Here is a 25,938-nt window from a genome sequence, read left to right as displayed (position 1 = left end):
GCGGTGCGCTGCGGCGGTCAGAGCAGCGGCAGGTCGGGCAGCAGCGAGGGCAGGATCGGCAGCAGTGAGGGCAGCAGCGGCAGCAGGCCGCCGGAGTCCGGGGTGGAACCGGGCGACGGCGTCGTGGCCGGGACTGGGCTCGGTGCGGCGGTGCCAGCGGTCGGGCGCGGCGTGACGCCGGGCTGCGGCTTAGCGGTCGGCGCGGCGGTCGGCGTGGTGCCCGTCGCGAAGGCCGTCAGCAGGCGCATCAGCTCGGCGCGCAGCCGCTCGTGATCCGACTTCTCCCGCACCTGGCCGAGGCGGTCCCAGGCCTGGCGGAGCAGCCGCTCGGCGTCGGCGCGCCGCTGCTCGCGCAGCGCGCGGTCGGCCTGCGCCAGCAGCTGTTCGACGTCGCGCGCGGCGACTCGGGAGTCGGCGCGTTCGGCGTAGACGAGCCGGGTGACCGGCCACAGCGGCGTGCCGGGCTGCCCGGCCCCGGCGCCGACCACCAGGCCGCCGCCCATGACGGCGAGCAGCAGCACCGCGGCGAGCAGCAGCCGGCCGGGCCGCAGCCGAGCGCCGCCCGGCCGGGTGGAGCCGTCACGGCGGCCGGGCGACGCCGCCCCGGCACGACCGGCGCGGGTGGATCGGCCCGGCCGTGGCGGGTCCGCCGCCACGGCCCGATGCGGACCCTCCAGCCACGACGAGCTCGCACCGGCCTGGGCCGCGGACCGGTGACCGCCCGCCAGGTCGGCATCGCTCGCGGAGGCGGGGCGCAGCACGGCGCGGTCCTGCTCCGCGTCGTCGTCCGCGTCCAGGCCGGTCAGGTCGTCGAGGTCGCTCGGGTCCGCGAGGGCGGCCTGCTCGGCGATGTCGAGGTCGGCGGTGGGCGCGAACGGGGGCGCGGCGAGGTCGTCGCGCCAGGCGGCGAGCATTCCGGCGAGCGGGTCGTCGGCGTGCGCCGCTCCGCCGAGGCCGAGGCCGTCGAGCAGTGCGTCGTCGCGGTCGAGGGTGCTCATGCGGGCCCCCCGTCCAGGGCGGGCTGGTGGGCGATGTCGTCGCGCAGGTCGTCGGCGAGGGTGCGCAGCCGGGCCAGGGCCCGGGACTGGGCGACGCGTACGGCACCGGCCGACATGTTGAGCCACACGCCGACCTCGTCGGCGGTGAGGCCGACCGCGACGCGCAGCACGATGATCTCCCGTTGCGGGTCGGGGAGCAGGTTGAGCAGCCGGGCGAGGCGGCGGGCCTGGTCGTTGGCCATGGCCTGCTGCTCGGGGCCGGGGCTGTCGTCGGGCCGGTCGAGCGGGTCGGGCCCGGTGCGCTGGGACGGCACGGCGGCCGACAGGTGCCGCATCGCGGCGCGCTGGGCGTCGGCGACCTTGCGGGCGGAGATGCCGTACACGAAGGCGGAGAACGGCACGCCCTGCTGGCGGTAGCGGGGCAGCGCCTGCAGCAGGGCGATGCAGACGTCCTGGGCCACGTCGTCGGCGGTGGTGTACGCGCCGCCGACCGGCCCGAGCCGGGCCCGGCAGTAGCGGATCACGGTGGGGCGCACCCCGGCCAGCAGGGCGGCGGTGGCGTCTGCCTCGCCACGGGCGGCGCGCGCGACGAGTTCGGTCTCCGACCAGGTCACGTCGTCGACACCTCCTCGCGGGCCCCGATCACCGCACGGCACGTACGAGTAGGCACCTTATCGGCCGCGCGCGATGCGCTGAAACCCGTGTCGGCGATCCCGTGCGATCGATGTGTAACACCGGAGGCGGCTGCCGCGATATATGAGGGCGGACCGCGCCTGACGCGGTCGCGTACGCAGCTCCACTCCAGCCCCGCGGGGTGGTGCCCCTCCGCATTCCGCGTCGTCGGGCGCGGGATGCGGCGCCCGCGGGCCCGGGCGTCGGCGCTTCCCCATGGCGTCGGCGCCCGGCTCACCGGCCGGGCGCGGCCAGGGGCGCTCACCGGCGGCCGGGCTGACCGAGAGACGGGTGACCGTGCGATGGCTGTGACCGACGTGAGGGTCGACGACGTGAGCGACGATGAGCCGCGCGAGGACAGGCGGCGCTGCCGGCCGCTGGAGTACGCGCTGTACGTGACGATCGCGGTGGCGCTGGCCGCCGGGTGGTATCTCTGGTTCGACCGGGCGGCCGCGGACGCCTGCGCGGCCGCGGTCCACGCGGCCGTCGTCGCCCTGTTCTCCTGACGGGCGCCGTGGTCAGGGCCGCTGTCCACTTCGCAAGATCGTCAGCCGGAACCCGCCCCGGTCATGCCGGTGTCCCCGGAGGATGGGGAGGTGGGCGGGGCTCTGGCGGGGGTGGTGCCGTACGCGCTGGGGGTCGCGGCGAGTCCGCTGCCGATCATCGCGGTGATCCTCGTGCTGTTCTCCGACCGGGCCCGCCTCGCCGGGCCCGCGTTCGTGGCCGGGGCGCTGGCCGGAGTCGTCACGGTCGGCGCGGCGGTGTACGTCCTGACCGGCTACGGCTACTTCGACGGCGATCACCAGGGCGGCACGGTCTCGCAGGTGGTCCGGATCGGGGTCGGGCTGGCGCTGCTGTTCGCGGCGTACCTGCACGTCGTGCGGCATCGGCGCGCCAAGGGGCAGCACGCCATGCCGAAGTGGATGGCCAGCGCGGACCGGTGGTCGCCGGTGAAGGCGTCGGTCCTGGCGCTGCTGATGTACGGCGTCGATCCGAAGAACCTCGCCCTGTGCGCGGGAGCCGCCAAGAGCCTGGCCGCGTCGCCGACGGTCGTCGCGGTGGTGGCGCTGAGCGTCTTCGCGGTGATCGCGTGCCTGCCGGTGGCGGTGCCGGTGTTCCTGTTCCTGGCGGGCGGCGACCGTGCCGCCAGCCGCCTGGACCGGCTCAAGACCTGGCTGTCCACGCACCACCTGCTGGTCATGGCCGGGCTGCTGCTGGTCTTCGGCGTGCTGCTGATCAGCCACGGGCTGCGCGGCGTCCTCGGCCACTGAGCGCTCAGGCGAACGCGGCGACCTTCGCGGCCAGCGCGCGGTGGCGGTCCAGCCGGAAGCCGGGACGGAAGCCCTCGGTCCACGGCTTGCGCGGCCCCGCGAAGTGCATGATCCGCACATCGGGGCCGGGCTGCTCCTCCAGCACGAAGCTGCGCATGTTGTTCCAGCGGTGCGGCAGCCGCAGCCAGCGGCCGTACGCGACCAGGTTGAGCGCGTCCTGGTCCGGGAAGCGCAACCGTCCCGCGTGCGCGGCCAGGTATTCCAGGCACCGCGCCGACACCCGCTCGCGCCGCCACACGGGCAGGTTCATCAGCAGCACGCCGGAGTTGAAGTACGGCGCGGCCGGGTCGTGTTCGGGGCCCGCGCCGGGCACGCCGCCGTGCGTGTCGAACCGCGCGGTGAACGCGTCGCGGACCGCGGCCAGCGGGGCGTCGCCGAGGTCCACCTGCCACAGCGGCGTCAGGTCGCCGCAGACGTGCACGTCCACGTCCAGGTAGAGCAGCCGCCGGGCCTGGTCGCCGATCAGCTCGGGCAGCAGCAGCCGCAGGTACATGCCGGTGCTGACGTAGGCGAGCCAGTCCTCGTCGACCACGGGCAGGGCGCGGAAGTCGTCGCCGGTGGTGAGCAGCCGCAACCGGGCGCGCCCGGCGAGCTGGCGGCGCAGGGCGGGTTCGCGCTCCTTGGCCACCTGCGCCGGGGCCAGCAGCCAGAAGGTGATCTCGTCGGGCCCGGGGTGGCTGTCGAGCACGGATTCGACGGCGACCTGGGCGTGGTCGGCGTATGCCTCGTCGAAGGCGAAGGCAATGTCCATAGAACATTGTCTATCATGGATTTCAAGATTTTACACTGTACACATAGTGTTCTTAACCGACATTCGTTTACTCCTTGCACTCACGGTGCGCCGAGCAGGTCGATCAGCTGGGCCGCGTTGCGCTGGGCGTAGTCGGAGTAGCAGTTGTTCATGAGTACGTGGGTCTGCTCGGCCTGGTCCGACAGCTCGCGCAGCTTCGGCGCCCAGTCCTTGAGCTCGCGGGCAGAGTACAGGTAGCCGAACTTCTCGTGGATGTCCTTGCTGGTCCACTTGTCGCTGTGCCCGTGGAAGCGGACGGCGGCCAGGTCGGCCGTGGCGGCGACCACGGGCGGCACCGAGTTCTTGTACCCCTGCGGCATGTCCACGCACACGAACGGCAGCCGGTGCTGGCGCAGGAACTCCAGCGTCTCGGCCGCGTTGTCGTCGGAGAACCACGACTCATGGCGCAGTTCGATGCCGACCCGCAGCGGGGCGCAGCGCTTGGCGACCTCGAGCAGGTACTGCTTGTTGTCGCGGCGGATGGTGAACCACGGCGGGAACTGGAACAGCAGCATCCCGAGCTTGCCTGCCTCGACCAGCGGATCCAGCGCGGACAGGAAACGGCTCCAGACCTCCTCGTAGGCCTGCGGGGCCAGCCCGTCCGGGTAGACGTTGGGCTTGTCGGTCTCCGGGCGCAGGTCCTTCGGCAGCGCACCGACCTTGGTGGGATGACCGGTGAGCATGCTGAACGCCTTGATGTTGAACATGAAGTCCTTCGGGGTGCGCGCCGCCCACAGCGCGACGGTGCTCTCGGCCGGGGCCGCGTAGTACGTCGCGTCGACCTCGACCAGCGGGAACTGCCGCGCGTAGTAGCGCAGCCGGTCCTCCGGCGACTTCGCCGTCTCGGGATACCACCCCGACGCCAGCAGCGTGCTGTCCGTCCACGAGGCCGTTCCCACCCGAATCTCGCCCATACCATTCCTAATACCCCTTCCCGCCGGCCCTCACTCGGGTGATCATGAAAGAAGGGGGACTGTCGAGAAATAGACATGTTCCAGTGGATGGGTAAGTGTTGAAGCGCTCTCCCGGAACCAGCAGGATCGGACGGTAAGCCCCGTGAGAGCGCGGCCCTGCCGCTGAAGGAGATCAATGTCCGGCGGTGCCCCTCGGCTCAGCGTGCTCATTCCGACGTTCGGCGACGCGCACACGCTGGCGCTGACGCTGGCCACGCTGCGCGGGCAGACGCTGGACCCGGACCTGTTCGAGGTCGTCGTGGTCAACGACGGCTCCGATCCGCTGCCGTATGCCGAGCTCACCGCAGCGGCGTACCCCTTCCGGTTCCGGTTCGACAGCCTGCCCGCGAACCGTGGGCGGGCCGCGGCGCGCAACCAGGCGGTGCGCCTGGCCGCAGGCGAGCTGGTCTGCTTCCTCGACAGCGACGTGCTGACCGAACCGCACCTGCTGGCCCGGCACCTGGCCTTCCATGACGGACGCGACGGGCCCGCGGTGCTGATCGGCAAGCGCTACGAGGGCGACTGGGCGGTGCTGGCGGCGGCGCAGGCGGGCGAGCCGCTGACCCTCGACCTGGTGCGGCCGGTGCACGAGGACTTCCGGTTCCGGGTGCCGGGGCGCGACAGCGCGCCGCAGGAGTGGCTGGCCGGTGCGCCGTGGGTGTTCGCGCTGACCAACAACGTGTCCATGCCCCGGCAGACCGTGCTCGACGCGGGCATGTTCGACGAGGAGTACGGGGCCCGCTGGGGTTTCGAGGACACCGACCTGGCATACCGGATCCATCACGTGCTCGGCGACGACGGCTTCGGCTACGACGGCCTGGCCGTCGGGTTCCACGTGCCCGCGGTGCGGGACCTGACCAACCTGGCGGGCGACTACCAGGCCAACCTGGAACTGTTCCGGCACAAGCACCGCAGCCTGGCCGCGGAGCTGGTCGACATGCCCGCGCCCAGCGACGTCACCCGCAAGATCCGGCACTACCGGCGGATGCTGGCCTGCTGCGCGGAGATGGGGCTGGGACGGCTGCCCGACGTGTCGGCGCTGCTGGGCGCGGAGCTGGCCGGGAAGGTGCTCTGCCAGGCGTTCGGCACCGACGAGGTCATGCTCGGGCCGGGGTCGGTCACCTACGACCACGGGCGGCCGGTGTCGGAGGACAACCTGCACCTGCTCGGAGTGTGGTCACCGTTCCCGGCCGGCAGCTTCGACACGGTGCTGAGCGTGGACGTGTGGCGTTTCCTGGAGCAGCGGGAACTGTCGCGCTCCCTGCGGCTGGGGCTGGCACAGGCCCGCGAGGTGGTGCTCGTCTACACCGACGGGCCCGCCGCGAAAGCGTTCACCCCGGACGTGCCCGCACTGACCAGCCCGGACTTCTTCGGATCCTTGCTGCGCCGCCGCTATCCGCAGGCGCGCACCGAGCACTGTGGCGACGTCACGTTGTTCCGGGTCACCGCGTCTTGACCTCAACCATGCTTGAGCAAGCAAGATTTATGCATGACTGAGAGCAGCGAATACGCCTACCTGAGCACCGTCGGCCGCAATACCGGTGAGTGGCACACCGTCGAGATCTGGTACGCGGTGCGGGGCGGGGTGAGCTACCTGCTGTCCGGCGACCGCGAGCACGCCGACTGGGTTCGCAACATCCTCGCGAACCCGCAGGTCTTATGGCGGATCGGCGGCCCACGCGAGCTGACCGCCGACGGCGCGGTGCCCGCCGAGGCCCGTCCGGTCACCGGCGACCCGTACGCCGAAGCGGAGGCCCGCCGCCTGCTCGCCGCCCGCTACCAGGGCTGGCGGGAGGGCGACGAGCTCTCCGACTGGGCGGCTACCGCGATGGTCGTGGCGGTGCACCCTTCGTACTGACGACAGGGGCAGCTTCGCGTCGGCGAAGCTGCCCCTGGTGCGGTGCGGCGATGGTTCAGCTCCAGCGGTGCGAGCTGGTGCGGTTGTCCATGGCGCCGCCGATGTACGACCGGCTCGGCTCGTAGCCGACCGACGCACCGCCGAAGTTGGTGTTCTCGTGGTGCTTGTCCCAGCAGTTGGCGTAGGTCTTGAACGACGAGATCACGTTGTCCCAGCCCGCCGGCATGCTGCTGGCGAAGTAGTCGACGTTGCCGGTCGGCGTGCTGCAGTTGCCCGAGGTGCCGGTCCAGATCAGGTCCGAGCCGGTGTAGTTGCTGCCGGTGTACTCGATGCTGATCACGGTGCGGACGACGTTGACGCCGAACCCGGCGTTGAGCGCGTCGACCCGGGCCGAGACGCTGCTGCCCTTGGGCAGCTCGTAGAGCACGCCGCCGCTGGCGAACTGCAGGGCCTTGGTGAAGGTGTCGAAGCAGACCGCCTGCGGGTTGTCGACGTTGGCCTGGGCGACGCAGTGCTGGTTGACCGGCTCGGCCGCGGCGGCGGGCGCCGTCGGGGCGGCGAGGCCGACGATCGCCAGTGCGGCGATCACCGTTGCGGCGCGGTGAAGCTTTCGCATGATTCCTCCTGTGTCCATGAAGCGGTGACAACAGGTTCGGACGCGGCCGTCACGGCCACGTCAGCGTCACGTCATGGCGGACCGGCCGCGCCCCTGCGGCGGACGTGAGGAAGGGCACCTTCCTCATCGCGGAGCGACGTGAAGGTGCCCTTCCTTTCACTGCGGTCAGGGGGCGTAGACCTCGAACTCGAAGAGGGAGTAGCCCCAGGCGGTGGCGCGGGTGGTGGCGTTGACGCGGACGTAGCGGCCGGAGCCGGTCAGGCCGGTGAGGTCGTCGACGCCGCCGTCACCGCCGGTTACGGACCGGATGGTGGTCCAGGTGCTGCCGTCCGGCGAGGTCTGGATCTGGTACGCCGACCCGTAGGCGGCCTCCCAGACCAGGCGCACCCGGCTGATGGAGTAGGTCTGACCCAGGTCGACGCGGATCGTCTGCGGGTCGCTGAACGCGCTCGACCAGCGGGTGGTGGTGGCGTTGCCGTCCACCGCCGCCGAGCCCGGGTAGCCGGCCGCCTCGGTGCTGGACACCAGGACCGGCTTGTTCAGCGCCACGTTGACCGAGGGCTGGCTCGTGGTGCCGGTGTAGGGCAGCACGACCCGGGACTGGTTGCCGACGCCCAGCGTGCTCGCACCGCTGCCGATGACGCTCCAGACCTCGACCCGCACGGAGCCGTTGGCCAGGTTGGCGAACGCTCCGGTGCTGGTCTTGACCCCGAACGCCTGGGTGTAGTGCTCGTAGCCGGCGACCGGGTCGGTGGGGAAGTAGTTGTACGTCTCCACCCGGTCGAAGCTGCCGTTGCCGGTGAAGTCGTACGACACCCGGACCTGGGTGGCGTTGCCGACTCCGGTGCCCGCGTCGACGAACATGTCGAAGTTCGTCGCCCCGCCGTCGTGCGTGGCGGTCAGGCCGGTGGCGTTGAACACCTGGGCGCTGTGCGGGTTGCCGTCCCAGTTGCCGTTGGCCGCGGCCACGGTGACCGCGCCGGCGCCGCTCTGGGTGCCGGGCAGGCCGCCGCCGGACTGCAGGTAGCGGGTGGCGGCGAAGTTGCCGGGCGGGTTCGGCGACGTCGACGGGGACGGCGACGGGGAGGCCGGCGGAGACGGCGACGCGGGCGGCGAGGACGGCGGGTTGGACGGGACGCCCCCGCCGCAGGCGTTGCCGCCGGTCCAGGTGAACGCCCCCGAGGTGGCCGTCTTGCAGGCGGGCACGCTGAGCGTGGTGCCGTTGGAGAAGGTCACCGTGAGCGCGGTGTTCGTGATGTTGGACGCGACGTAGGTGCGTACGCCCGACTTGGTGAAGACCTTGGCCAGCGGGTGGTTCGCGGTGACCGTGTTGTCCACGTTGCCGAGCGCGGCCAGGTTGCGGATCCAGTGGTAGGTGTGCGCCTTGGACTCGCCCTCCTCGGAGGTGAACCCGCTGTTGGCGTTGAAGTTGTTCAGCGCCGTCTGGCCGTTGCCCAGGGCCTGGAACTCCCAGAGGATGTCCTGCCAGACCGTCGGCGGGCCGCCGTTGTTGGTGACCAGCTCGTTGTAGTTGGTCGTCACGTAGGCCGGGTTGTCGCCGAGGTAGAAGTGCCCGCCGGTGATGGGCAGCATGTTGATGCCCTGGATCATCTCCGGCTCACCGGAGAACCAGGTCGCGTACGCGCCGCCGTCGCCCCAGACCATGCCGACCGTGTTGTGCCCGAAAGCCGACGGGAAGTTCGCGTTGCGCACGTCGAACCAGTACTCGGCGATGGCCGCGGACTGCGTGGTGTAGATGAAGATGCCCGCGTCGCGCACCGCCGTGTTGCCGGTCGCCTGGCCCCACTGGATCAGGGCGTTGGCGAAGTTCATGCCCTCCGACGAGGACTCCTGGTTGTTGCCCGCGCCGAACGCGCCGTGCCCGGCCGCCCAGTCGTGACCGGCGAAGATGTCGAAGTCACGCAGGTACGGGAAGCGGGTGTCGGTGCGGTCGTAGTTGTTGGCGTCGCGGATCAGCAGGTCCACCATGCCGCCGTACTGGCTGTTGGTGGCCCAGGTCTTGTCGAACTTCGCCAGCGTCGCCGCCGCCGCCACGAAGTAGCCGTAGTGGAAGTGGTGGTCGTTGAGTTCCAGGTCGGACCCGTAGGAGGCCGGGTAGCCGAGCAGGGTGCCCCAGGCGCTGTTGTAGTAGAAGACCCGGCTGGTCTTGCCCGCCGAGGCGGTGAACCAGTCGTTGAGCCGGGTGCGGATGGTGCTCAGCGCGGTGTCGCGGATCGAGGTCAGGTTGAGCTGGTCGGCGATCTCGGCGATGCGCGCGGCGCGGCCCAGGCCCTTGCCCGTCCAGTAGGTGTCGTCGCCGCGGAAGTCGGCCGGGTTGCCCGCCACCGCGTTGAGGTAGTTGGTGATCGTCGTCAGGTCGCCGCCGGAGCTGTCGGCGACCGCGGGGATCTCCGGCAGCACGCCGGTGTACTTCATCGACGTCGTGAACGAGCCGATGCCGGTCAGGATCTTCATCTGGCCGCGGGCGCTGGTGTAGGTGCTGGCCAGCGGCGTCGCCCCGGTGAGGCTGTTCCACTGGTGCGGGTACAGCGCCGCGACGGTGGCCGTCTGCGAGCCCTGCCGCGCCGTGGTCAGGTAGGTGTACGTGGTGTTGAGCGTGCTGGCGGCCTGGTTGTAGCTGTAGGACACCCGGGTGCCGGTGACGTGCGCGTGGGCGTACTGGCCGTACGTGCTGGCCAGCGACACCCGGTCGACGCCCGCGGGCAGCACGGCGACCGAGAAGAAGCCCTGCCCGTTGAGCGAGGAGCTGATCGTCGTGCCGCTGACCGACCAGGTGGAGCCGGTCGGGGCGTACGCCACGTAGTCGCGGCCGTTGACGTTGAAGCCGATCTGGCCGCCGCTGTTGGACCACACGGTGGGCGTGCCCGCGGCGGTGATCTGGGCGTTGCCGCCGGTGATCTGGAAGTAGGCGAACGGCAGACCGTGGCCGATGGTGGCCTTCATGGTCCGCGCGCCGTCACTCCAGTACGGCGTGACGGTCCAGTCGCTCCACCCGTCGACCTTGCTGTCGGGGGAGTTCAGCCCGGCCACACCGACGAGCATGTCCTGCACGTACGGGTAGTGGAACTCGCCGGGGCCGGTCGCGCTGCCGCTGATCGCGGCGGTGGTGTTGTACGAGAACCCGAGGCCGCCCGCGAGCGTGTCGTAGGAGATCGGGTGGGCGTGCAGCGGCTCGCTGTAGCTGCAGTCGAACTTCTTGAACAGCAGCGAGGACCACCAGTCGTTGGTGGGCACGCCGCCGGTCGGGGCGTTGGCGGTGACGTACTGCCGCGGGTTGGTCGACAGCGACCCGCAGCCGCTGGGCAGCGCGCGGCCCGCGGGCAGGCTGTCGAGGTAGCTGCCCGCGCCGACGGTGCCCGCCTGGGCGGACTGTGCGACGGCGATGCCGAACAGGGCTGCGGCCAGGACGGCGACCGAGCCGAGGACGAGGGCGCGGTGGCGCGCCCAGGACTGACGTCGGCGACCCGCGCGGCGCGGTGCGCCGTCGGGGGTCACGGACCGGATGGACGGTTCCATGTGCTTGGCCTCCGGGACTGGGGCTGGCATGGCGAGGGAGAACGGAGAAACGCGGTGCCGGGGGAGCGTGAGAGCGCTCTCCGAGCGCAAACTATCGGGCGATACCTCGATACGTCAATGTTTCGATGCCATGGCTTCGGGGTTAATCCCGAGACGTGGACACAGCGTGACGGGCGCGGGACGGCATAACGTAATACCGGCCCGGTGAGAGCGCTCTCACCGGGCCGGTATCGATCGGCCGCCGATCAGTGGCGGTGCCGGGTGGTGAACGAGATGATCCGGTTCCAGGCGTCGGTGCAGGCGTCCTGCCACTGCGCGAAGGACCGGTCGAAGAACGAGTGCGGGGCGCCGTCGTACACGTGCATCTCGGGGCCGACGCCGGCCTCCTCCAGCTGTGCGGCGAACTTCTCGAACTCGCTGACCGGCGTGGAGTCCGCGCCCGCGATCAGCATCAGCATCGGCTTGTCCACCTCGTCGACGACGTCGGCGACCCGCTCCGGCTTGCCGTAGAAGCCGATCACCCCGGCCAGGTCGAGGTCGGAGGCGGCCAGCCGCCACGACATGCTGCCGCCGAAGCAGAACCCGACGGTGTACACCGAGGCGTCCGGCTCGGACTCGCACAGCACCGCCATCGCCGCCGCCGTGTCGGCCCGCAGGTGCGCGGGCGTGACCTGCGGCATGTGGTCCATGTACGGGAAGCTCTCGTCACGCTGGGACACCCCGGCGGTGCGGCCGAAGTAGTCGATCGCGACCGCCTCGTACCCGGCCTCGGCCAGGCGCTGGGTCAGCCCGACGTAGAACGGGTGCAGGCCGCGCACGTCCGGCAGCACGACGATCTTCATGCCGTTCGGGGTCTGCGGGACCGCCCGGTACGCCGCGAGGGCGTTGCCGTCCTCGGCGTGCAGTTCGAGCGGGCCGTGCCCGGCGATCACGCCCGCGTTCGGGGCCTGCGGGGCCTGGCTGTCGTCACTGTGGCACATCGGGTGCTCCTTGGCTGCGGTAGGTCGACGCCGCCCGCCGCGCCTGTCCGGCGTCGACGAGGGCGTCCAGGTGGGATCGGGCGACGGCCGCGGTCCAGCCGTACGCCCGCGCGAGCTGCGCCGGGGTCGCCTCGACGGCGGTCTCCAGGTAGCGGCGCGTCGCCGTGGCGGCGTCATGCCCGCCGCCGACGTCGAATCGGCGGCAGGTCAGGTCCACGATGGAGGCCGGCCAGCCGGCGCGCTGTTCGCGCACGCCAGCGGACGTTACCAGCAGGTGGCGCTGGAGTTCGGTCATGGCGCGGTCGTACGCGGCCCGGTCGCCGATCAGCTCGCGCAGCGCGCGTGAGGTCAGCGGCCCGGTCAGCAGTGCCCGCGCGATCTCGTGCGCCTCGCGGGGCAGGGCCAGCCGCTCGTGGTCGTCGGGTTCGCCGTCGCCGGTGTAGAGGGCGCGCAACAGCTCGGGCGACAGCAGGCCGGCCCGGCGGAACAGGAACTTGCCGTACCAGGCGAGCCCCGCATCGGGCAGGGCGTCCTTCCAGGTCCACACGGTGGACTCGGCCTCGCCCATGCCCTCGGCCCAGGCGACCGCGTCCTCGTCGGCGACGGTCTCGTAGAGCGAGGGGGCCAGCGCGTTCGCGGCGGGAAACAGCAGCGCGAAGCCGACGTCGGCGACGAACCGGCCCGCGTCCTCGACGGTCTGCGGCCTGGTCTCCGGCAGCCAGCGGTCGCCCCGTGCGCGGGCCAGGGCGAGTTCTGGATCATCAACCATGCGCCGGAGCCTAGCCGCCACCTCCGACGCGCGTCCCTTCCGCGCCGTTTCAGCCTGTCGCGCGCTACTCGCGAAGATCGTCAGATCTGCCAGGCATATGGGCGAATCATGGGCCCCGGTCCGACCACCTGCCGGGCAAGTCGAGCGACTTTCGCCAAGCGTTCGGGTGTTATGAGCGCGTTAACGTGTTTTTTCGGATTCGGGCTTTCCGCGTGGTGGCGGATGTTTCGGAGGTCCGCTTCGAGGAGTCTTGTTCAGGTGAGGACACCCGCAGTGCCGGGACGTCCGCACGGGCGCCCCGAGACCCCGGGCGCGCCGTGGAGGGAGATCGACTGTGTACGTCAACTCTGACCTGGCGCTGTGCCTGGTGGACGAGGCATCTGCCGGTCGGGCCGACGACGCCGACAAGGTCTGGCGATCGGCGATCCGTGAGGCCATCGCGTGCAATGTTCCCATCGAACATGTCGCGAACAGGGCAAACGTCTCGATCGAGGACATCCTCGCGATCGTGAGCGAGACCCAGGCCGTATCGGCGTGAATCCGGCCGTGCGCAGCGCCGCGCCGTCCGCCGCCTGAATCACATCAGCTGTGCGCAGGGCCCCGACCACAGTCGGGGCCCTGTTCGCGTCCTGGCTCGTTAGCCCCTGCGTACATCACGCACGGGTGAAGAGGGGCGACACGTGGACAGGGTTCTGGTCGAGAAGCGGGCTGCCGCCGCCGTCCCGGTCGACGCCGCGCGGGCGGGCGTGCCCCGCCTGGTCGCGTGGGCAGTGCTGGCCGGCGCGGGACTGACCGTGCTGGCCGTGATCGCGATGGTGCTGCGGCGGCTGCCGACGGGCTCGCGTGAGGCGGGGTGGACGTACCCGTACGACCGGCTCGCGGGGGAGTGGCACGTGCTGTGGCCCGCGCTGGTGGTCACGCCCGCCGTGCTCGGCCTGCTGTGGCTGTCCCGGCGGCTGCCCGAGCGCGCCGACGCGGCCGTCGCCGCCGGATGGTTCGTCGCCGTGATCCCGCTGCAACTGCTGCTGCGGACCTACGCCCTGCCGTCGCTGGGCGACATCGTCGCCAGTGACCGGGCCAACTCGTTCTACTCCCCGTCGCAGCGCTGGGGGATCGGCGAGTTCATGGGGAACTACATGGGCCTGGTCGAGCAGTTGCCGCCGCACGCGCGCACCAACATGCCCGGCAAGACCATGCTGTACTTCCTGCTCGACGCCCTCGGCCTCGGCCCGGCCGCGATGGGCGTCGCCGTACTCGCGCTGGCCAACCTGTCCGCCGTGCTGCTCTGGCTCATCGTGCGCGACCTGACCAGCGACCGCCGCATCGCGCTGTACGCCCTGGTCCTCGGTTTGCTCCTGCCGGGCACGCTCTACTTCGCCCCGGTGCTCAATGCAGTCTCCCCGGTGCCGATCCTGCTCGCCCTGTGGCTGCACGTGCGCTTTCTCAAGACCGGGCGCTATGGCTACGCCCTCGGTCTCGGCTGCGCTCTCTACCTGACCGTCTTCTTCGAGGCGCTGCCGCTGGTGCTGGGCGTCGTGTTCGCCGCCCTGCTCGGCGTCGCCCTGCGGCAGCGCACCCTGACCTGGCCCGACGTGCTGCGCCTGGTCGCGCTGACCGTCGCCGGGTTCGCCGTCTGCAACGCGCTGCTGCGCGGCCTGTTCGGCTACGACCTGTTCGACAACTTCGCGTACGTGCTGGCCGACGCCAACGACTTCAACGCCCGCTGGCGGCCGTACGGCATGTGGGTCACCCGCAACCTGTGGTACCTGGCCCTGGCGGCCGGAGTCGCGTCGTGCGTACTGCTCGCCGCGGCGACCTTCGACGCGGTACGCCGCAGGTCGATCCACCCCGCCGCGGTCCTGACCCTGTCCGGCGTCGCGGTGCTCGTCGTGCTCGACCTGTGGGGCATCAACCGTGGCGAGACCGTCCGCCTCTGGATCTTCCTCGCCGTATACCTCCAGATCGCCGCCGCCTGGCTCTGCGCCCGCACCCCCCGCCTCTGGCCCGCCGCCCTCCTCCTCTCCGCCGCCATCCTCCAATCCACCGCCGGCTCCGCCATGATCGGCTTCGTCCGCGTCTAACGCCCACCCCACCCCCACCCCACCTGCGACAACTCTTAAAGACTTGCGGCCTCAGGAGCTCCTGAGGCCGCAAGTCTTTAAGAGTTGCGGAGCGGAGGGAGGGTCCGATGGGGAGGGGTGGGCAAAATTATTGCTGTGGGGGAACGGGGTTGGGGGTCAAAATTTTTGTTGTTAGGGATTGACAGTTTGGAGGGTGGGTCGTAATTTTCTTCATCAACGGACCACGATGAAGGGAATTGTTGTGCAGGGTGTGATCGGCCGGATGCGGATGGAGCTGCCCAACCTGCCTGACGCGTTGCAGCGGGTGGCGGAGCAGATCCTGGAAGACCCCGCGCTCGCCGCACAGGCCTCCATCGTGGACCTGGCCGAGCGCGCGGGCACGTCGACGGCGACCGTCACCCGGTTCTGCCGGGTGCTGGGCTTCAAGGGATACGCGGCGCTGCGGGTGGCCATCGCGACCGAGAGCGGGCGCGAGGCGCAGGCGCGCTGGGAGACCGACATCGACCGGGAGATCGAGCCCGGCGACCCGATGGACCGGGTGCTGGGCGTGATCGCCAGCGCGGACGCCCGCGCCATCCAGGAGACCGCTGCCCGGCTCGACCTGACGCAGGTGTCGCGGGTCGCCGAGGCGATCGCCGGAGCCAACCGGGTGGAGCTGTTCGGTCTGGGCAGCAGCGGCACCGCGGCCCGTGAGCTGGCGTTCCGGCTGGAGCGCATCCGGGTGCCCTGCTGGCACCGGGAGGACGCGCACAAGGCGCTGACCAACGCGGCCCTGCTCGGGCCGGGCGACGTCGCGATCGGGCTGTCGCACAGCGGTCGCACCCGCGAGGTCATCGAGGTGCTGGCCGAGGCCGCCGACCAGGGCGCGCTGACCGTCGCGGTCACCTCGTTCGACAAGTCGCCGCTGGCCGAAGCCGTCGACGTGGTGCTGACCACGGCGGTGCACGAGACCACGTTCCGGCTCGCGGCGCTGTCGGCGCTGCACGGCCAGCTGGTCGCCGCCGACCTCATCTACGTCGCGGTGGCGCAGCGCACCTATGCGCGTACCACGGAGGCTTTCGAGGTGACGGCGCGTGCGGTGCAGGCGCACCGGTTGCACGACGAGCCGACCTCGCACCGCCGCCGCGCGGCACGCGAGGCCGCGGACCTGGCCCGGCCGGTCGTGCCGCGCAGCGCCGCGGACTGAGCACGGCCCCGGCAGCGGTCCGCGCCACCTGCCAGGCAGGCCTGGTGACGCGCGGAACCGCCGGGCAGAGCCGGTCGACTCCGCGCCGCGCCGACGGCCCGGGTCGGACGGCACCGGGACCGGACCGCCGGGGACCGGGGCCGTCGGGGGAGAACGTCAGGCGGCCACGTGGCGGACCGGTCCCGGTGGGGCGACCGGGCAGGACAGCACAACGAAGGAGCGAGATGAACGCGCAGACGTACCTGGAAGCCATCACCGAGCTGGTGGGCAAGGTGGGCACCGAGCAGGCCGGCAACGTGCAGCGGGCCGCTGACCTGATCACCGAGAGCCTGAACGCGGGCGGGGTGGTGCAGGCCTTCGGCAGCGGCCACTCCGAGGCCCTCGCGATGGAGATCGCAGGCCGGGCCGGTGGCCTGGTGCCGACCAACCGCATCGCGCTGCGCGACATCGTGCTGTGGGGCGGCGAGCCGCGCGAGGTCCTGGAGGACCAGCTGCTGGAGCGGCGCACCGAGGTCGCGCACCGGCTCTACGAGCTGGCCCCGATCGAGCCCGCGGACGTGTTCGTGCTGGCCTCGAACTCCGGCATCAACGGGGTCGTGGTCGAGCTGGCGCTGCTGATCAAGGAGCGCGGGCACGGGCTGATCGCGGTGACCTCGCTCGACCACACGGCACGGTCCGAGCCGCGGCACCCCTCCGGCAAGCGGCTGAGCGAGATCGCCGACGTGGTGCTGGACAACGGCGCCCCGTACGGCGACGTGATCCTGGCCAACCAGTCCGGCGCGGTGTCGTCGGTGACCGCGGCCGTGCTGGCCCAGATGGTGGTCACCGAGGTCGTCCGGCGCCTGGAGGAGGCGGGGCAGACCCCGCCCATCTACCTGTCCGCGAACATCGCGGGCGGCTTTGAGCACAACCAGCAGTTGGAAGCGCGATACGCCGGGCGCATCCGGCGTATCGCCTAACCCATCAACCCCTCCTGAAGTGCATGAAGGGCGACATGATGAACCTTACAAGACGCAGCGCGCTGGCCGGCGTGGCCGCCGTCGCGGCGAGCACGGGCCTGGCGGCGTGTGCCACCGCTGGCGGCGGTGACGACGACAAGGTCAAGCAGGGCGACACCAGTGCCGAGAACCCCCTGGGCGTATCGGCCGACGCCGCGCTCGAAGTCGTGATCTTCAAGGGCGGCTACGGCGACCAGTACGCGATCGACGCCGGCACCAGCCTGAAGCAGAAGTTCCCGAAGGTCGTCATCGACCACAAGGGCATCCAGGGCGTCGGCGAGGTGCTGCAGCCGCGTTTCGTGGCCGACAGCCCGCCGGACGTCGTCGACAACAGCGGCGCGGGCCGCCTCGACCTGGCCACGCTGGTCTCGGCGGGCAAGCTCACCGACCTGACCGCGCTGCTGGACGCGCCCAGCCTGGACGATCCGAGCAAGAAGTTCCGCGACACCCTGATGCCCGGTGTGATCGAGGACGGCACGTTCGACGGCAAGCCGCTGGTGCTCAACTTCTCGTCGGTGCTGTGGGGCGTCTGGTACTCCAAGTCGCTGTTCGCCAAGCACGGATGGACGTTCCCGAAGACGTGGGACGAGATGCTCACCCTCAACGACGAGATCAAGAAGGCCGGTCTGCAGCCGTGGACCTGGCAGGGCAAGTACCCGGAGTACCTCAACGACCCGCTGGTGTCGCTGGCGGCCAAGGCCGGTGGCTTCGACCTGGTCAAGTCGATCGACAACCTGCAGCCCGGAGCGTGGCAGAGCCCCGCGATGCTGGCCGCCGCCGAGGCGATCTACCAGCTCGCCGTGCGCGGGCACATCATGCCCGGCTCGGAGGGCCTGTCCCACACCGAGGCGCAGAACGCCTGGTGCAAGGGCCAGGTCGCGTTCATCCCGTGCGGGTCGTGGCTGGAGGGTGAGCAGCAGGCGGTCACCCCGGCCGGGTTCGACATGGTGATGGGCACCGTGCCCGCGCTGACCGGCTCGGACAAGCTGCCCGACGGGGCGGTCATGGCGGCCAGCAGCGAGTCGTTCATCGTGCCCGCCAAGGCCAAGAACGCGCCCGGCGGCCTGGAGTTCCTGCGGCACCTGTTCTCGCAGAAGGTGGCGCGCGGTTTCGCCGAGAGCGCCAAGGCGCTGCCGGTGGTCAACGGCGCGACCGACGGGCTCAACCTGAGCAGCGGCCTGGGCTCGGTCGCCGCGGCGGTCAAGGCGGCCGGTCCGAACGTGTTCAGCTACAAGTTCCGGACCTGGTACGCGCCGCTGAGCAAGGCGGTCGACGACGCGACCGGCGAGCTGGCCACCAAGCGGATCAACCCGCAGCAGTGGGCCGAGCGCGTGCAGAAGGCCGCCGACGCGGTCGCCAAGGACAGTTCCATCGTCAAGCACCAGCGGTGAGTGGCCATGCGGCACGGCAAGTACCGGTTCCTGGCAGGGTCGCTCATCGTGCCCCTGACGCTGTACGGCGTGTTCGTGCTGTCGCCGTACCTGCAGGCGTTCCAGTTGGCGTTCACGAACTGGAACGGCGTGGACAGCGCGCCGGTGTTCACCGGGTTCGACAACTTCAGCAAGCTGTGGGATGACCCGCTGTTCCTGGCGGGACTGCGCAACAACGGGCTGATGCTGCTTGTCGTGCCGCTGGCCGTCATCGTGCTGGCGCTGGCCCTCGCGGCCGGCACCAGGGGGACCAAGGTCTACCGGGTGGTGTACTTCTTCCCGCAACTGCTCAGCGTCGCGATCATCGCGGTGCTCTGGCAGTTCGTGTACACCCCCAACAGCGGGCTGCTCAACGGCGCGCTGTCGGCGCTGGGCCTGGACTCCTGGCGGCAGTCCTGGCTCGCCGAGCCGAACCTGGCGCTGTGGTGCGTGATGGCCGTGATGATCTGGTCGTCGGTGGGCTTCTACGTGGTGCTGTTCTCGGCCGCGATGGAGTCGGTGCCCGGCGACATCATGGAGGCCGCCGCGATCGACGGGGCCGGTCCGGTGACCGTGTTCCGGCGCATCACGATCCCGCTGATCTGGGAGAGCGTGCAGGTCGGCTGGATCTACCTGGGCATCGCGGCGCTGGACGGCTTCGCCCTGGTGCAGATCATGACGGTCGGGCCGGGCGGCCCCGACAACAGCACCGAGGTCATGGGCCTGGGGCTGTACCGGACCGCCTTCACCTTCGGCAAGTTCGGTTACGCCTCGGCGATGGGGGTGGCGATCTTCTTCCTCACCCTGTCCATCGCGGTGCTGCTGCTGCGGGTCACCAAGCGGGAAAGGGTGGAGATGGCATGAGGATCAAGCACGCCTTCCTGACCCTGTGGGCCGTACTGGTGACGCTGCCGCTGCTGTGGGCGCTGATGTCGTCGTTCAAGACCGACGCCGAGATCTTCGACAGCCCGTGGACGCCGCCCGCGTCGCCGCAGTTCGACAACTGGTCGCGGGCCTGGGAACAGGCCTCGATCGGGCAGTACCTGTTCAACACGGTGATCGTGGTCGGCGGCTCGCTGGCGCTGACCATGCTGCTCGGCGCGCTCACCGCGTACTGCCTGGCCCGCTACGAGTTCCCGGGCAACCGGTTCCTGTACTACACGCTGATCGCGGGGATGCTGTTCCCGGTGTTCCTCGCACTGGTCCCGCTGTTCTTCGTCGTCGACAACCTGGGCATGCTCGGCACCTACCACGGGCTGATCCTCGTGTACGCCGCGTACGCCCTGCCGTTCACGGTCTTCTTCCTGCACGGCTTCTTCCGCTCGCTGCCCGGCGCGGTCGCCGAGGCCGCGTTCATCGACGGCGCGTCGCACGCCGGGGTGTTCTTCCGGGTCATGCTGCCGATGGCCCGGCCCGGCATGGTCAGCGTCGGGATCTTCAACTTCCTGGGCCTGTGGAACCAGTACCTGCTGCCCAGGGTGCTCAACCCCGACCCGGACCACTACGTGATCTCGCAGGGCCTGGCCGCGCTCGCGGTGAGCCAGGGCGCGCGCAGCGACTGGAGCGGCCTGTTCGCCGGGCTGGTCATCGCGATCCTGCCGGTCCTGCTCGCGTACGTCTTCTTCCAACGGCAGATCCGCGCCGGGCTGACCTCCGGCGCCCTCAAGTAACACCCACAGACCGCACGGACGAGCGTCTACGCCGAACTCGGGGAGAGCGCGCTCTTCGGCGTGCCCGACCGTGCCCGCAAGAAGGCACCTCCCACGGACCCACGGGGGCAGAAGGACCCCGGCGCGCCGCCTCTCACGCGGCGCGCCGGGGCTGCCCACCACCGTAGTCCGCCACCCCGAAAGGAGAGAACAGTGACCCTCCGACGTCCCATCATCGCGGCAGTCGGCGCCACCGTGACGGCGCTCGCCGCCGGCACGATCGTCGCCTTGACCGCGGGAACCACCGCGGTCGCCTCGGCGGCCGTCTGCAACGCCCTGTTCGACGACTTCAGCTACTCCGGCCCGGCCGACCCGCTGATCAACCAGCGCGGCTGGTCGGTGCGCACCAACTCCGGCGGCCCCGGCATCCCGGGGGCGTCCTGGCCGGCGTCCAACGTCTCGTTCCCGACCGTGGACGGCGCGAAGTCCCTGCAGCTGCAGGCGTCCACCGACGGCACGTCCGGCGGCACCAGCCAGTCGGAGTTCCTGCACCAGCAGAAGTTCTTCGAGGGCACGTACGCCTCGCGGATCAAGTTCACCGACGCGCCGGTCTCCGGCAACGACGGCGACCACCTGGTGGAGACGTTCTTCACCATCACGCCGCTCGCGGCTCCGATGGACCCGAACTACGGCGAAATCGACTTCGAGTACCTGCCCAACGGCGGGTGGGGCGAGCCGTCGAACATCATGTACGAGACCACCTGGGAGACCTACCGCCCCGACCCGTGGGAGGCCGTCAACACCCACGGTGAGCAGCGCACGTCCTTCGCCGGCTGGCACGACATGGTGTTCACGGTCTCGGCCGGGCACGTGAAGTACTACATCGACGGGACGCTGGTAGCCGACCACAGCGGCATCTACTACCCCGAGACCAACATGTCGATCAACTTCAACCTGTGGTTCATCGACTCGGCCGCGCACACCGGCGGCCTGGCGACGTACCGCCAGCAGGTCGACTACCTGCTGTACACGCAGAACGAGGTGCTCACCCCGGCGCAGGCCAACGCCCGCGTCGCGTCGTACCGGGCCCAGGGCGTCAGCCACACCGACAGCATCGGCGCGGGCGGCACCTGCCCGACCGCGTCGCCGAGCACCGGCCCGAGCACCCCGCCGACGTCCTCGCCGTCCCCGCGGCCGAGCACGTCGCCGTCCCCGTCGACCCAGCCGTCGCCCGGCACCGGTTGCGTCAGCGCACCGCTGTGGAACGTCGGCAGCGTCTACAACACCGGCAACCAGGTCAAATGGGAGCGCAGCGCCAACGGCAACCCCGGCGGACCGAAGTCCGGCGACGGCGTACACCTGTGGAAGGCCCGCTGGTGGACCCAGGGCAGCGAGCCCGGCTGGACCCAGCAGTGGGAGGACCTGGGCCGCTGCTGACGCAGTTCCCAGTTCGTCTCTGAAGTGAAAGGATCAGCGCCCGTGACACTCGTCCTCGGCCTCGACGTCGGCGGCACCTCGTCGCGGGCGCTGATCACCACCTACGACGGCGTCCGCGTCGGCTCCGGCCGCGCGGGCGCCGGCAACCCGGTGTCCGTGCCGCTCGCCGACGCCGTGACCTCGGTCGCGGACGCCGTACGGGCGGCACTGTCCGGTCTGGACCCGCGCCAGGTGCGCTCCGCCGTGATGGGCATCGCCGGGACCGGCCGGTTCGCCGACCCCGTGGTGGCCGGCGCGTTCTCGGAGGCGTTCGCCGCGCTCGGGCTGACCGTGCCGGTGCGGCCGGTCGGCGACGTCGAGGTCGCGTACGCGGCCGGCACGCCCGAACCGTGCGGCACCGTGCTCATCTCCGGCACCGGGGCGATCGCCGCCCGGATCGAGGACGGGCTGATGACCGCCACCGCCGACGGGATCGGCTGGCTGCTCGGGGACCTCGGCTCCGGCTTCTGGCTCGGCCGGGAGGCGGCCGCGTTGACGGCTCGTGAGCTGTACACCCGCGTTCCGGAAGGTCATCTGGCCCGCAGCGTCGCCACGACCGTGCTCGGCCGCGTCCCCGACGCCGCCTCCCGCCAGGCCGCCGACGACCTGATCGGCGCGCTGCACGCCCAGCCCCCGCGCCACCTGTCCCGCCTCGCGCCCCTGGTCTCCGCAGCCGCCGAGTCGGGCGACCCGCAGGCCCTCGCCATCGTCGACCAGGCCGCCACTCACCTCGCGAACTGCCTCGCCGAGGTGCACACCGACGGCCCGATCGTGCTGGCCGGAAGCGTCCTGACCACCTCCGCCCCGATCCGCGAAGCCGTGACCCGCCTACTCACCACCCGCACCCCCGCCACCCCCGTGGTCACCGCAGGCCCCGGCGAACTCGGCGCCGCCCGCCTCGCCGCCCGCCCCTGACCCCTCGCCGCCCCACCCGCGCCCGCCCCACGCACGGAGCCGCACCTCCTCGCCGCCCGCCGATCCGCGCCGCCCACGTCCCGCGCCGCATCGGACCGCCCGCGCCGAACCCGACCGCGCCGACCGCGCCGATCCGTGCCCACGCCGATCCGCGCCGCGCCGATCCGGGCCGCGCCGCGTCCGGGCCGCGCCGGGCCGCGCCGCGTCCGGGCGAAGGAAGGGCACCTTCCCATCGCTATGTGTAGAGGAAGGTGCCCTTCCCAACTTGCGTGGCTGTCGGCGGCGGTGATGATCGCTGTCTGTGGGCGAAAAGTGAGGTCTGACCACAGGTTTTGACCGTAAGCAGCGATCATCGCGGGCGCGGCGCTGGGCGGGACCAGGCCTGGGGCGGGGTAGCGCGGGGGAGGGTGGGTGCGTATCGGTGTGCTCGTTTCGGGACGCTTGAGCGTCCCGAAACGAGCGGCCCCGGCGCAGATAGTGCCGTCGGAGGTGGAGCCGCGAGGTCGGGCGAGGTAGTTGCACAATTTCTGTGCACAGATATTGTGCAGAATTAGTGTGCACAGTTATTGTGCTTGGTATGGACGAAGAGTCGACCACCGCTGCGACCCCGCACAGCGTCGTACGTCTGAATGCGGCGCAGATCCGCACCCTGGCCCACCCCCTGCGGGCCCGGCTGCTGGGTCTGCTGCGCATCGACGGCCCCGCCACCGCCACCACCCTCGCCCGGCTGCTCGACACCAACACCGGTGCGACCAGCTACCACCTGCGCCAACTCGCCGACGTCGACCTCGTGGCGGAGGAGACCGGCCTGGGCACCAGCCGCCAGCGCTTCTGGCGGGCCGCCCACGACGCCAGCACCTGGCGGCCGACCGACTTCGACGACGACCCCGACGCCCGCGCCGCCGCCGCCTGGATCGAGAGCCAGCAGCTGCAGCTGCTGAGCGAGCAGGCCGAAGGATGGCTGGCGATGCAGCAGACGGCCCCGGTGGAGTGGCGCGAGGCCGCGACGATCAGCGACGCCATGGTCACCGTCGCGCCGGACCGGCTGCGGGCGCTCAACGAGGAGATCTGGGCGCTGATCCTCAAGTACCGCACGGACCCCGCGCTGGCCGAGGAGGCGGGCGCCGCGCAGGTGCACGTGTTCCTGGCGACCTTCCCGCGGGCGGAGGAGCTGCGATGAGCACGCTGACCGTCAAGCAGGTACGCCACCGGTTCCTGCTGCTGCACGGGCTGCGCTGGCTGCCCACCGGGCTCATCATCCCGGTGCTGATCCTGCTCATGCAGGAGCGCGGCCTGACGCTGCCGCAGATCGGGCTGGTCGCCACCGCCCAGGGCCTGCTCGTGCTCGCCCTGGAACTGCCCACCGGGGGGCTCGCTGACGCGCTCGGGCGAAAGCCGGTGCTGGCCACCGCGTGGGTGGTGAACCTGCTGTCGCTGGGACTGTTCGTGGTGGCCGACTCGGTCGCACTGTTCGTCGCCGTCTGGGCGCTGCAGGGCATCCACCGGGCACTCGACAGCGGCCCGCTGGAGTCCTGGTACGTCGACGCGACGCTGGCCGTCGACCCGGACGCCAGCTACGAACCCGGCCTCGGCCACGCCGGCACCGTCATCGGTGTATCGATCTCCGCCGGGGCGCTGCTGTCCGGCGGCCTGATCGCGCTCGGCCCGCTCGGCCCGTTCAGCGCGCTGACCGTTCCGGTGCTCGCCGCGACGGTCATGCAGGTGGTCGCCTTGGTCGCACTGCTGGCGCTGATGGTCGAGGTGCGCCCGGCACGCGGGGCGGCCGCGCTGTGGTCCTCGATGCGCGAGGCGCCCCGGATGGTCGGGCAGGCGTTCGGGCTGCTGCGCCGCTCGCGGGTGCTGCTGGCGCTGGTGGCCGTCGAGCTGTTCTGGGGCTTCGGCATGGTCACCTTCGAGTCGCTGCTGCCGGTCCGGCTCGCCGAGGTCGTCGGCGACGCCGACCGGGCCGCCGCGATCCTCGGCCCGGCCAGCTCGGTGGCCTGGCTCGTGTCGGCCGCCGGGGCCGCCCTGACGCCGCTGCTGCTGCGCTGGCCCGGTGCCGCGCCGGGTGCCGCGTTGCTGCGCATCCTGCAAGGGCTGACGGTGGTCGGCATGGGACTGTTCGCCGGGCCGGTCGGGGTGCTGATCGCGTTCCTGGCCTGCTACGCGGTGCACGGGGCGTCGAATCCGCTGCACACCGGGCTGCTGCACCGCCAGGTCGACGGGCCGTACCGGACCAGCGTGATCTCGCTGAACTCGATGATGGGTCAGCCCGCCGGGGCGCTCGGCGGTATCGCGCTCACCGCGCTGGCCGCCGCGACCAGCATCAGCACGGCGATGTACGTCGGTGCCGTGGTGCTCGCCCTGGCCGCCCCGCTCTACCTGCCCGCGTGGCGGCAGTCCCGGCGTCGGTCGGTGCCCGAGCAGCCTGCCGCCGAGCTGGCGCCGATCGGCTGACGCGGCTTACGCGAGCCGGGAGCCCTGCCCCCCGTGGGTAGGGCTCCCGGCTCGCTGTTCAGGGTCACTCACCCGAGTACGTGCCGAAGCTCCAGATGACGCCGTGCGGGTCGCGGACGCTGAAGCCGCGGGAGCCGTAGTCCTCGTCGCGCAGTTCGCGCAGCACGGTCGCCCCGGCGGCCACGGCCCGCGCGTACAGGGCGTCGGGCTGGTCGGTGACGAGGTAGACCAGGCCCTGGTCGGCGGGGATGTCGTGCACGTTGTCCGGGCGGGGGCTGCCGAGCATGACGCCCCCGCCGGGCGGCCAGCGCAGTTCGGCGTGCGTGACCACCTCGCCGGTGCCGTGTACGGCGGTGGCCGTGAACCCGAAGGCCTCCTGCAGGAACGCGATGGCGGAGGGCGCGTCGGTGTAGGTCAGGCAGGGCCAGACCATGGCGTTGTCGCTCATGCCTCCAGCGTGGCGGTGACGGCGTGATCGTGGCTTGGATTAATGGGAAGTTCCTCCACCTGCGCCCAGTGCGACGGGGCGACGCCGGCGAACTCGCGCCACTCGCGGGCCAGGTGGGCCTGGTCGTAGTAGCCGCAGACGGCGGCGATCTCGGCGAGCGCCCGCCGGTGCGGTTCGCGTACCAGCCGGGTGGAGCGTCCGAAGCGGACCAGTCGCAGCGCGTCCTTGGGGCTGACGCCGAATTCGGCGGTGAACCGGTTGCACAGGTGACGGCGGCTCCAGCCGGTCTGCGCGGCGAGCTCGCCGACCCGCAGTGTGCCGCCCGAGCGCAGGATGGCCCGCCAGGCGTAGGACAGCTCAGGTGCGGCCCGCACGGGGTCGAGCCGGTGGGTGAGCGCCGCGTCCAGCAGGGCGAACCGCTGCGGCCACGACGCCGTCCGGAGCCGGTCGGTGAGTGGTTCGAGGTCCAGCGGTGCGACCGCTGCGGCAAGCGCGGCGGCGGGTATGCCGAACAGGGCGCGCGCCCCGGCGGGGGTGAGCGCCAGCTGCACCCCGAACTGCGTGCCGTCGTGGTGGATGTACGCCGGGGCCATGGTCAGGCCGCTCGCGAGAGCGGTGAAGCCGTCGGGCGTACGGTCGGGGGCCAGCGCGACCAGGGTCGGCTCCTCGAAGCTGAGCACCACGGTCAGGTCGGGCGAGGGCAGGCCGATGTGCACGCCCGGGGCGAATCCCCGGTAGTGGTAACCGAGGTACTGCCGGACGTAGGGCCGCAGGTGCGGGGCGGGCAGGCCGTCGACGTGCTCGGCGATCGTCAC

25 protein-coding genes are annotated in these 25,938 nt (G+C 71.3%); 15 read left to right on the top strand and 10 right to left on the bottom strand.

All coding sequences use genetic code 11. The features are described from left to right. Positions 1–17: 17 nt before the first annotated feature. Both HAV40_RS12270 and shbA read right to left on the bottom strand, forming a co-directional pair. Complete coding sequence (locus tag HAV40_RS12270; RefSeq protein WP_166381069.1) at positions 18–998, bottom strand: hypothetical protein; 981 nt, start codon at positions 996–998, stop codon at positions 18–20. Continuing rightward, complete coding sequence (gene shbA / locus HAV40_RS12265; protein ID WP_166381068.1) at positions 995–1,612, bottom strand: RNA polymerase sigma factor ShbA; 618 nt, start codon at positions 1,610–1,612, stop codon at positions 995–997. Before shbA ends, HAV40_RS12270 begins: the two co-directional genes overlap by 4 nt. A 390-nt stretch (positions 1,613–2,002) precedes the next feature. Here shbA and HAV40_RS12260 point away from each other — a divergent pair, with 390 nt between their 5' ends. Both HAV40_RS12260 and HAV40_RS12255 read left to right on the top strand, forming a co-directional pair. After that, positions 2,003–2,176 carry a hypothetical protein gene (locus HAV40_RS12260; protein ID WP_166381067.1) on the top strand — a complete coding sequence of 58 codons (174 nt, stop codon included), beginning with the start codon at positions 2,003–2,005 and terminating at the stop codon, positions 2,174–2,176. A 90-nt stretch (positions 2,177–2,266) separates the two neighbouring features. Next, entirely contained in the window at positions 2,267–2,941 is a 675-nt protein-coding gene (locus tag HAV40_RS12255) for a GAP family protein (RefSeq protein ID WP_166381066.1), read from the top strand. Between the two features lie 4 nt (positions 2,942–2,945). On the opposite strand, the gene HAV40_RS12250 is transcribed toward HAV40_RS12255, so the two are convergent. After that, positions 2,946–3,752 carry a glycosyltransferase family 8 protein gene (locus HAV40_RS12250; RefSeq protein ID WP_166381065.1) on the bottom strand — a complete coding sequence of 269 codons (807 nt, stop codon included), beginning with the start codon at positions 3,750–3,752 and terminating at the stop codon, positions 2,946–2,948. An 80-nt stretch (positions 3,753–3,832) separates the two neighbouring features. Then, entirely contained in the window at positions 3,833–4,705 is an 873-nt protein-coding gene (locus HAV40_RS12245) for a DUF72 domain-containing protein (RefSeq protein ID WP_166381064.1), read from the bottom strand. A gap of 175 nt (positions 4,706–4,880) precedes the next feature. On the opposite strand from HAV40_RS12245, the gene HAV40_RS12240 reads away from it, so the two are divergent. Together HAV40_RS12240 and HAV40_RS12235 are read left to right on the top strand one after the other, a co-directional pair. Further along, positions 4,881–6,200, top strand: a complete 1,320-nt coding sequence (locus tag HAV40_RS12240; protein WP_166381063.1) for a glycosyltransferase family 2 protein — start codon at positions 4,881–4,883, stop codon at positions 6,198–6,200. Positions 6,201–6,233: 33 nt separating this feature from the next. Continuing rightward, positions 6,234–6,602, top strand: a complete 369-nt coding sequence (locus HAV40_RS12235) for a nitroreductase/quinone reductase family protein (protein ID WP_166381062.1) — start codon at positions 6,234–6,236, stop codon at positions 6,600–6,602. A 55-nt stretch (positions 6,603–6,657) separates the two neighbouring features. Here the strand turns inward: HAV40_RS12235 and HAV40_RS12230 are convergent, their stop codons facing one another. The 4 genes from HAV40_RS12230 to HAV40_RS12215 form a co-directional block, all read right to left on the bottom strand. Further along, positions 6,658–7,218 (bottom strand): hypothetical protein, encoded by a 561-nt coding sequence (locus HAV40_RS12230; protein ID WP_166381061.1) that lies wholly within the window; start codon positions 7,216–7,218, stop codon positions 6,658–6,660. A 165-nt stretch (positions 7,219–7,383) separates the two neighbouring features. Then, entirely contained in the window at positions 7,384–10,755 is a 3,372-nt protein-coding gene (locus HAV40_RS12225; RefSeq protein ID WP_166381060.1) for a glycosyl hydrolase, read from the bottom strand. Positions 10,756–11,000: 245 nt separating this feature from the next. Further along, entirely contained in the window at positions 11,001–11,735 is a 735-nt protein-coding gene (locus tag HAV40_RS12220; RefSeq protein ID WP_166381059.1) for a dienelactone hydrolase family protein, read from the bottom strand. Next, positions 11,722–12,504, bottom strand: a complete 783-nt coding sequence (locus tag HAV40_RS12215; RefSeq protein WP_166381058.1) for an AlkZ-related protein — start codon at positions 12,502–12,504, stop codon at positions 11,722–11,724. Before HAV40_RS12215 ends, HAV40_RS12220 begins: the two co-directional genes overlap by 14 nt. Positions 12,505–12,838: 334 nt before the next feature. Here HAV40_RS12215 and HAV40_RS12210 point away from each other — a divergent pair, with 334 nt between their 5' ends. The 11 genes from HAV40_RS12210 (at position 12,839) to HAV40_RS12160 (ending at position 24,675) form a co-directional block, all read left to right on the top strand. Next, on the top strand, positions 12,839–13,042 hold the full coding sequence (locus tag HAV40_RS12210) for a hypothetical protein (protein ID WP_166381057.1): 204 nt from the start codon (positions 12,839–12,841) through the stop codon (positions 13,040–13,042). Between the two features lie 142 nt (positions 13,043–13,184). Next, complete coding sequence (locus tag HAV40_RS12205; protein WP_166381056.1) at positions 13,185–14,585, top strand: hypothetical protein; 1,401 nt, start codon at positions 13,185–13,187, stop codon at positions 14,583–14,585. A 226-nt stretch (positions 14,586–14,811) separates the two neighbouring features. Further along, the gene (locus tag HAV40_RS12200; protein ID WP_166381055.1) at positions 14,812–15,771 is read left to right on the top strand and encodes a MurR/RpiR family transcriptional regulator; all 960 of its coding nucleotides are present in this window, start codon (positions 14,812–14,814) and stop codon (positions 15,769–15,771) included. Between the two features lie 224 nt (positions 15,772–15,995). Continuing rightward, the gene (locus tag HAV40_RS12195; RefSeq protein ID WP_166381054.1) at positions 15,996–16,730 is read left to right on the top strand and encodes a sugar isomerase domain-containing protein; all 735 of its coding nucleotides are present in this window, start codon (positions 15,996–15,998) and stop codon (positions 16,728–16,730) included. Positions 16,731–16,765: 35 nt separating this feature from the next. Beyond that, on the top strand, positions 16,766–18,160 hold the full coding sequence (gene ngcE / locus HAV40_RS12190) for an N-acetylglucosamine/diacetylchitobiose ABC transporter substrate-binding protein (protein WP_240935353.1): 1,395 nt from the start codon (positions 16,766–16,768) through the stop codon (positions 18,158–18,160). A gap of 6 nt (positions 18,161–18,166) precedes the next feature. Next, positions 18,167–19,042, top strand: coding sequence for a carbohydrate ABC transporter permease (locus tag HAV40_RS12185; RefSeq protein ID WP_166381053.1), 876 nt, complete (start codon positions 18,167–18,169; stop codon positions 19,040–19,042). Further along, positions 19,039–19,848: a carbohydrate ABC transporter permease gene (locus HAV40_RS12180; protein WP_166381052.1), complete on the top strand. Its 810-nt coding sequence runs from the start codon at positions 19,039–19,041 to the stop codon at positions 19,846–19,848. Before HAV40_RS12185 ends, HAV40_RS12180 begins: the two co-directional genes overlap by 4 nt. A gap of 192 nt (positions 19,849–20,040) precedes the next feature. Beyond that, entirely contained in the window at positions 20,041–21,264 is a 1,224-nt protein-coding gene (locus tag HAV40_RS12175; protein WP_239086967.1) for a family 16 glycosylhydrolase, read from the top strand. 42 nt (positions 21,265–21,306) lie between these two features. Beyond that, positions 21,307–22,218 carry an N-acetylglucosamine kinase gene (locus HAV40_RS12170; RefSeq protein WP_166381051.1) on the top strand — a complete coding sequence of 304 codons (912 nt, stop codon included), beginning with the start codon at positions 21,307–21,309 and terminating at the stop codon, positions 22,216–22,218. Positions 22,219–22,795: 577 nt separating this feature from the next. Continuing rightward, positions 22,796–23,398, top strand: coding sequence for a winged helix-turn-helix domain-containing protein (locus tag HAV40_RS12165; RefSeq protein ID WP_166381050.1), 603 nt, complete (start codon positions 22,796–22,798; stop codon positions 23,396–23,398). Continuing rightward, positions 23,395–24,675, top strand: coding sequence for an MFS transporter (locus tag HAV40_RS12160; RefSeq protein WP_166381049.1), 1,281 nt, complete (start codon positions 23,395–23,397; stop codon positions 24,673–24,675). The genes HAV40_RS12165 and HAV40_RS12160 overlap by 4 nt, the downstream gene beginning before the upstream one ends. A 64-nt stretch (positions 24,676–24,739) precedes the next feature. Here HAV40_RS12160 and HAV40_RS12155 read toward each other — a convergent pair whose 3' ends face one another. Both HAV40_RS12155 and HAV40_RS12150 read right to left on the bottom strand, forming a co-directional pair. Then, positions 24,740–25,123: a VOC family protein gene (locus tag HAV40_RS12155; protein WP_166381048.1), complete on the bottom strand. Its 384-nt coding sequence runs from the start codon at positions 25,121–25,123 to the stop codon at positions 24,740–24,742. Beyond that, positions 25,120–25,938, bottom strand: coding sequence for an AraC family transcriptional regulator (locus HAV40_RS12150; RefSeq protein ID WP_166381047.1), 819 nt, complete (start codon positions 25,936–25,938; stop codon positions 25,120–25,122). Before HAV40_RS12150 ends, HAV40_RS12155 begins: the two co-directional genes overlap by 4 nt.

The organism is Catellatospora methionotrophica (assembly GCF_011297335.1).
Lineage (GTDB): Bacteria > Actinomycetota > Actinomycetes > Mycobacteriales > Micromonosporaceae > Catellatospora > Catellatospora methionotrophica.
Note: the sequence above shows the minus strand (reverse complement) of the source record. Positions and strands in the feature narration are given on the sequence as shown.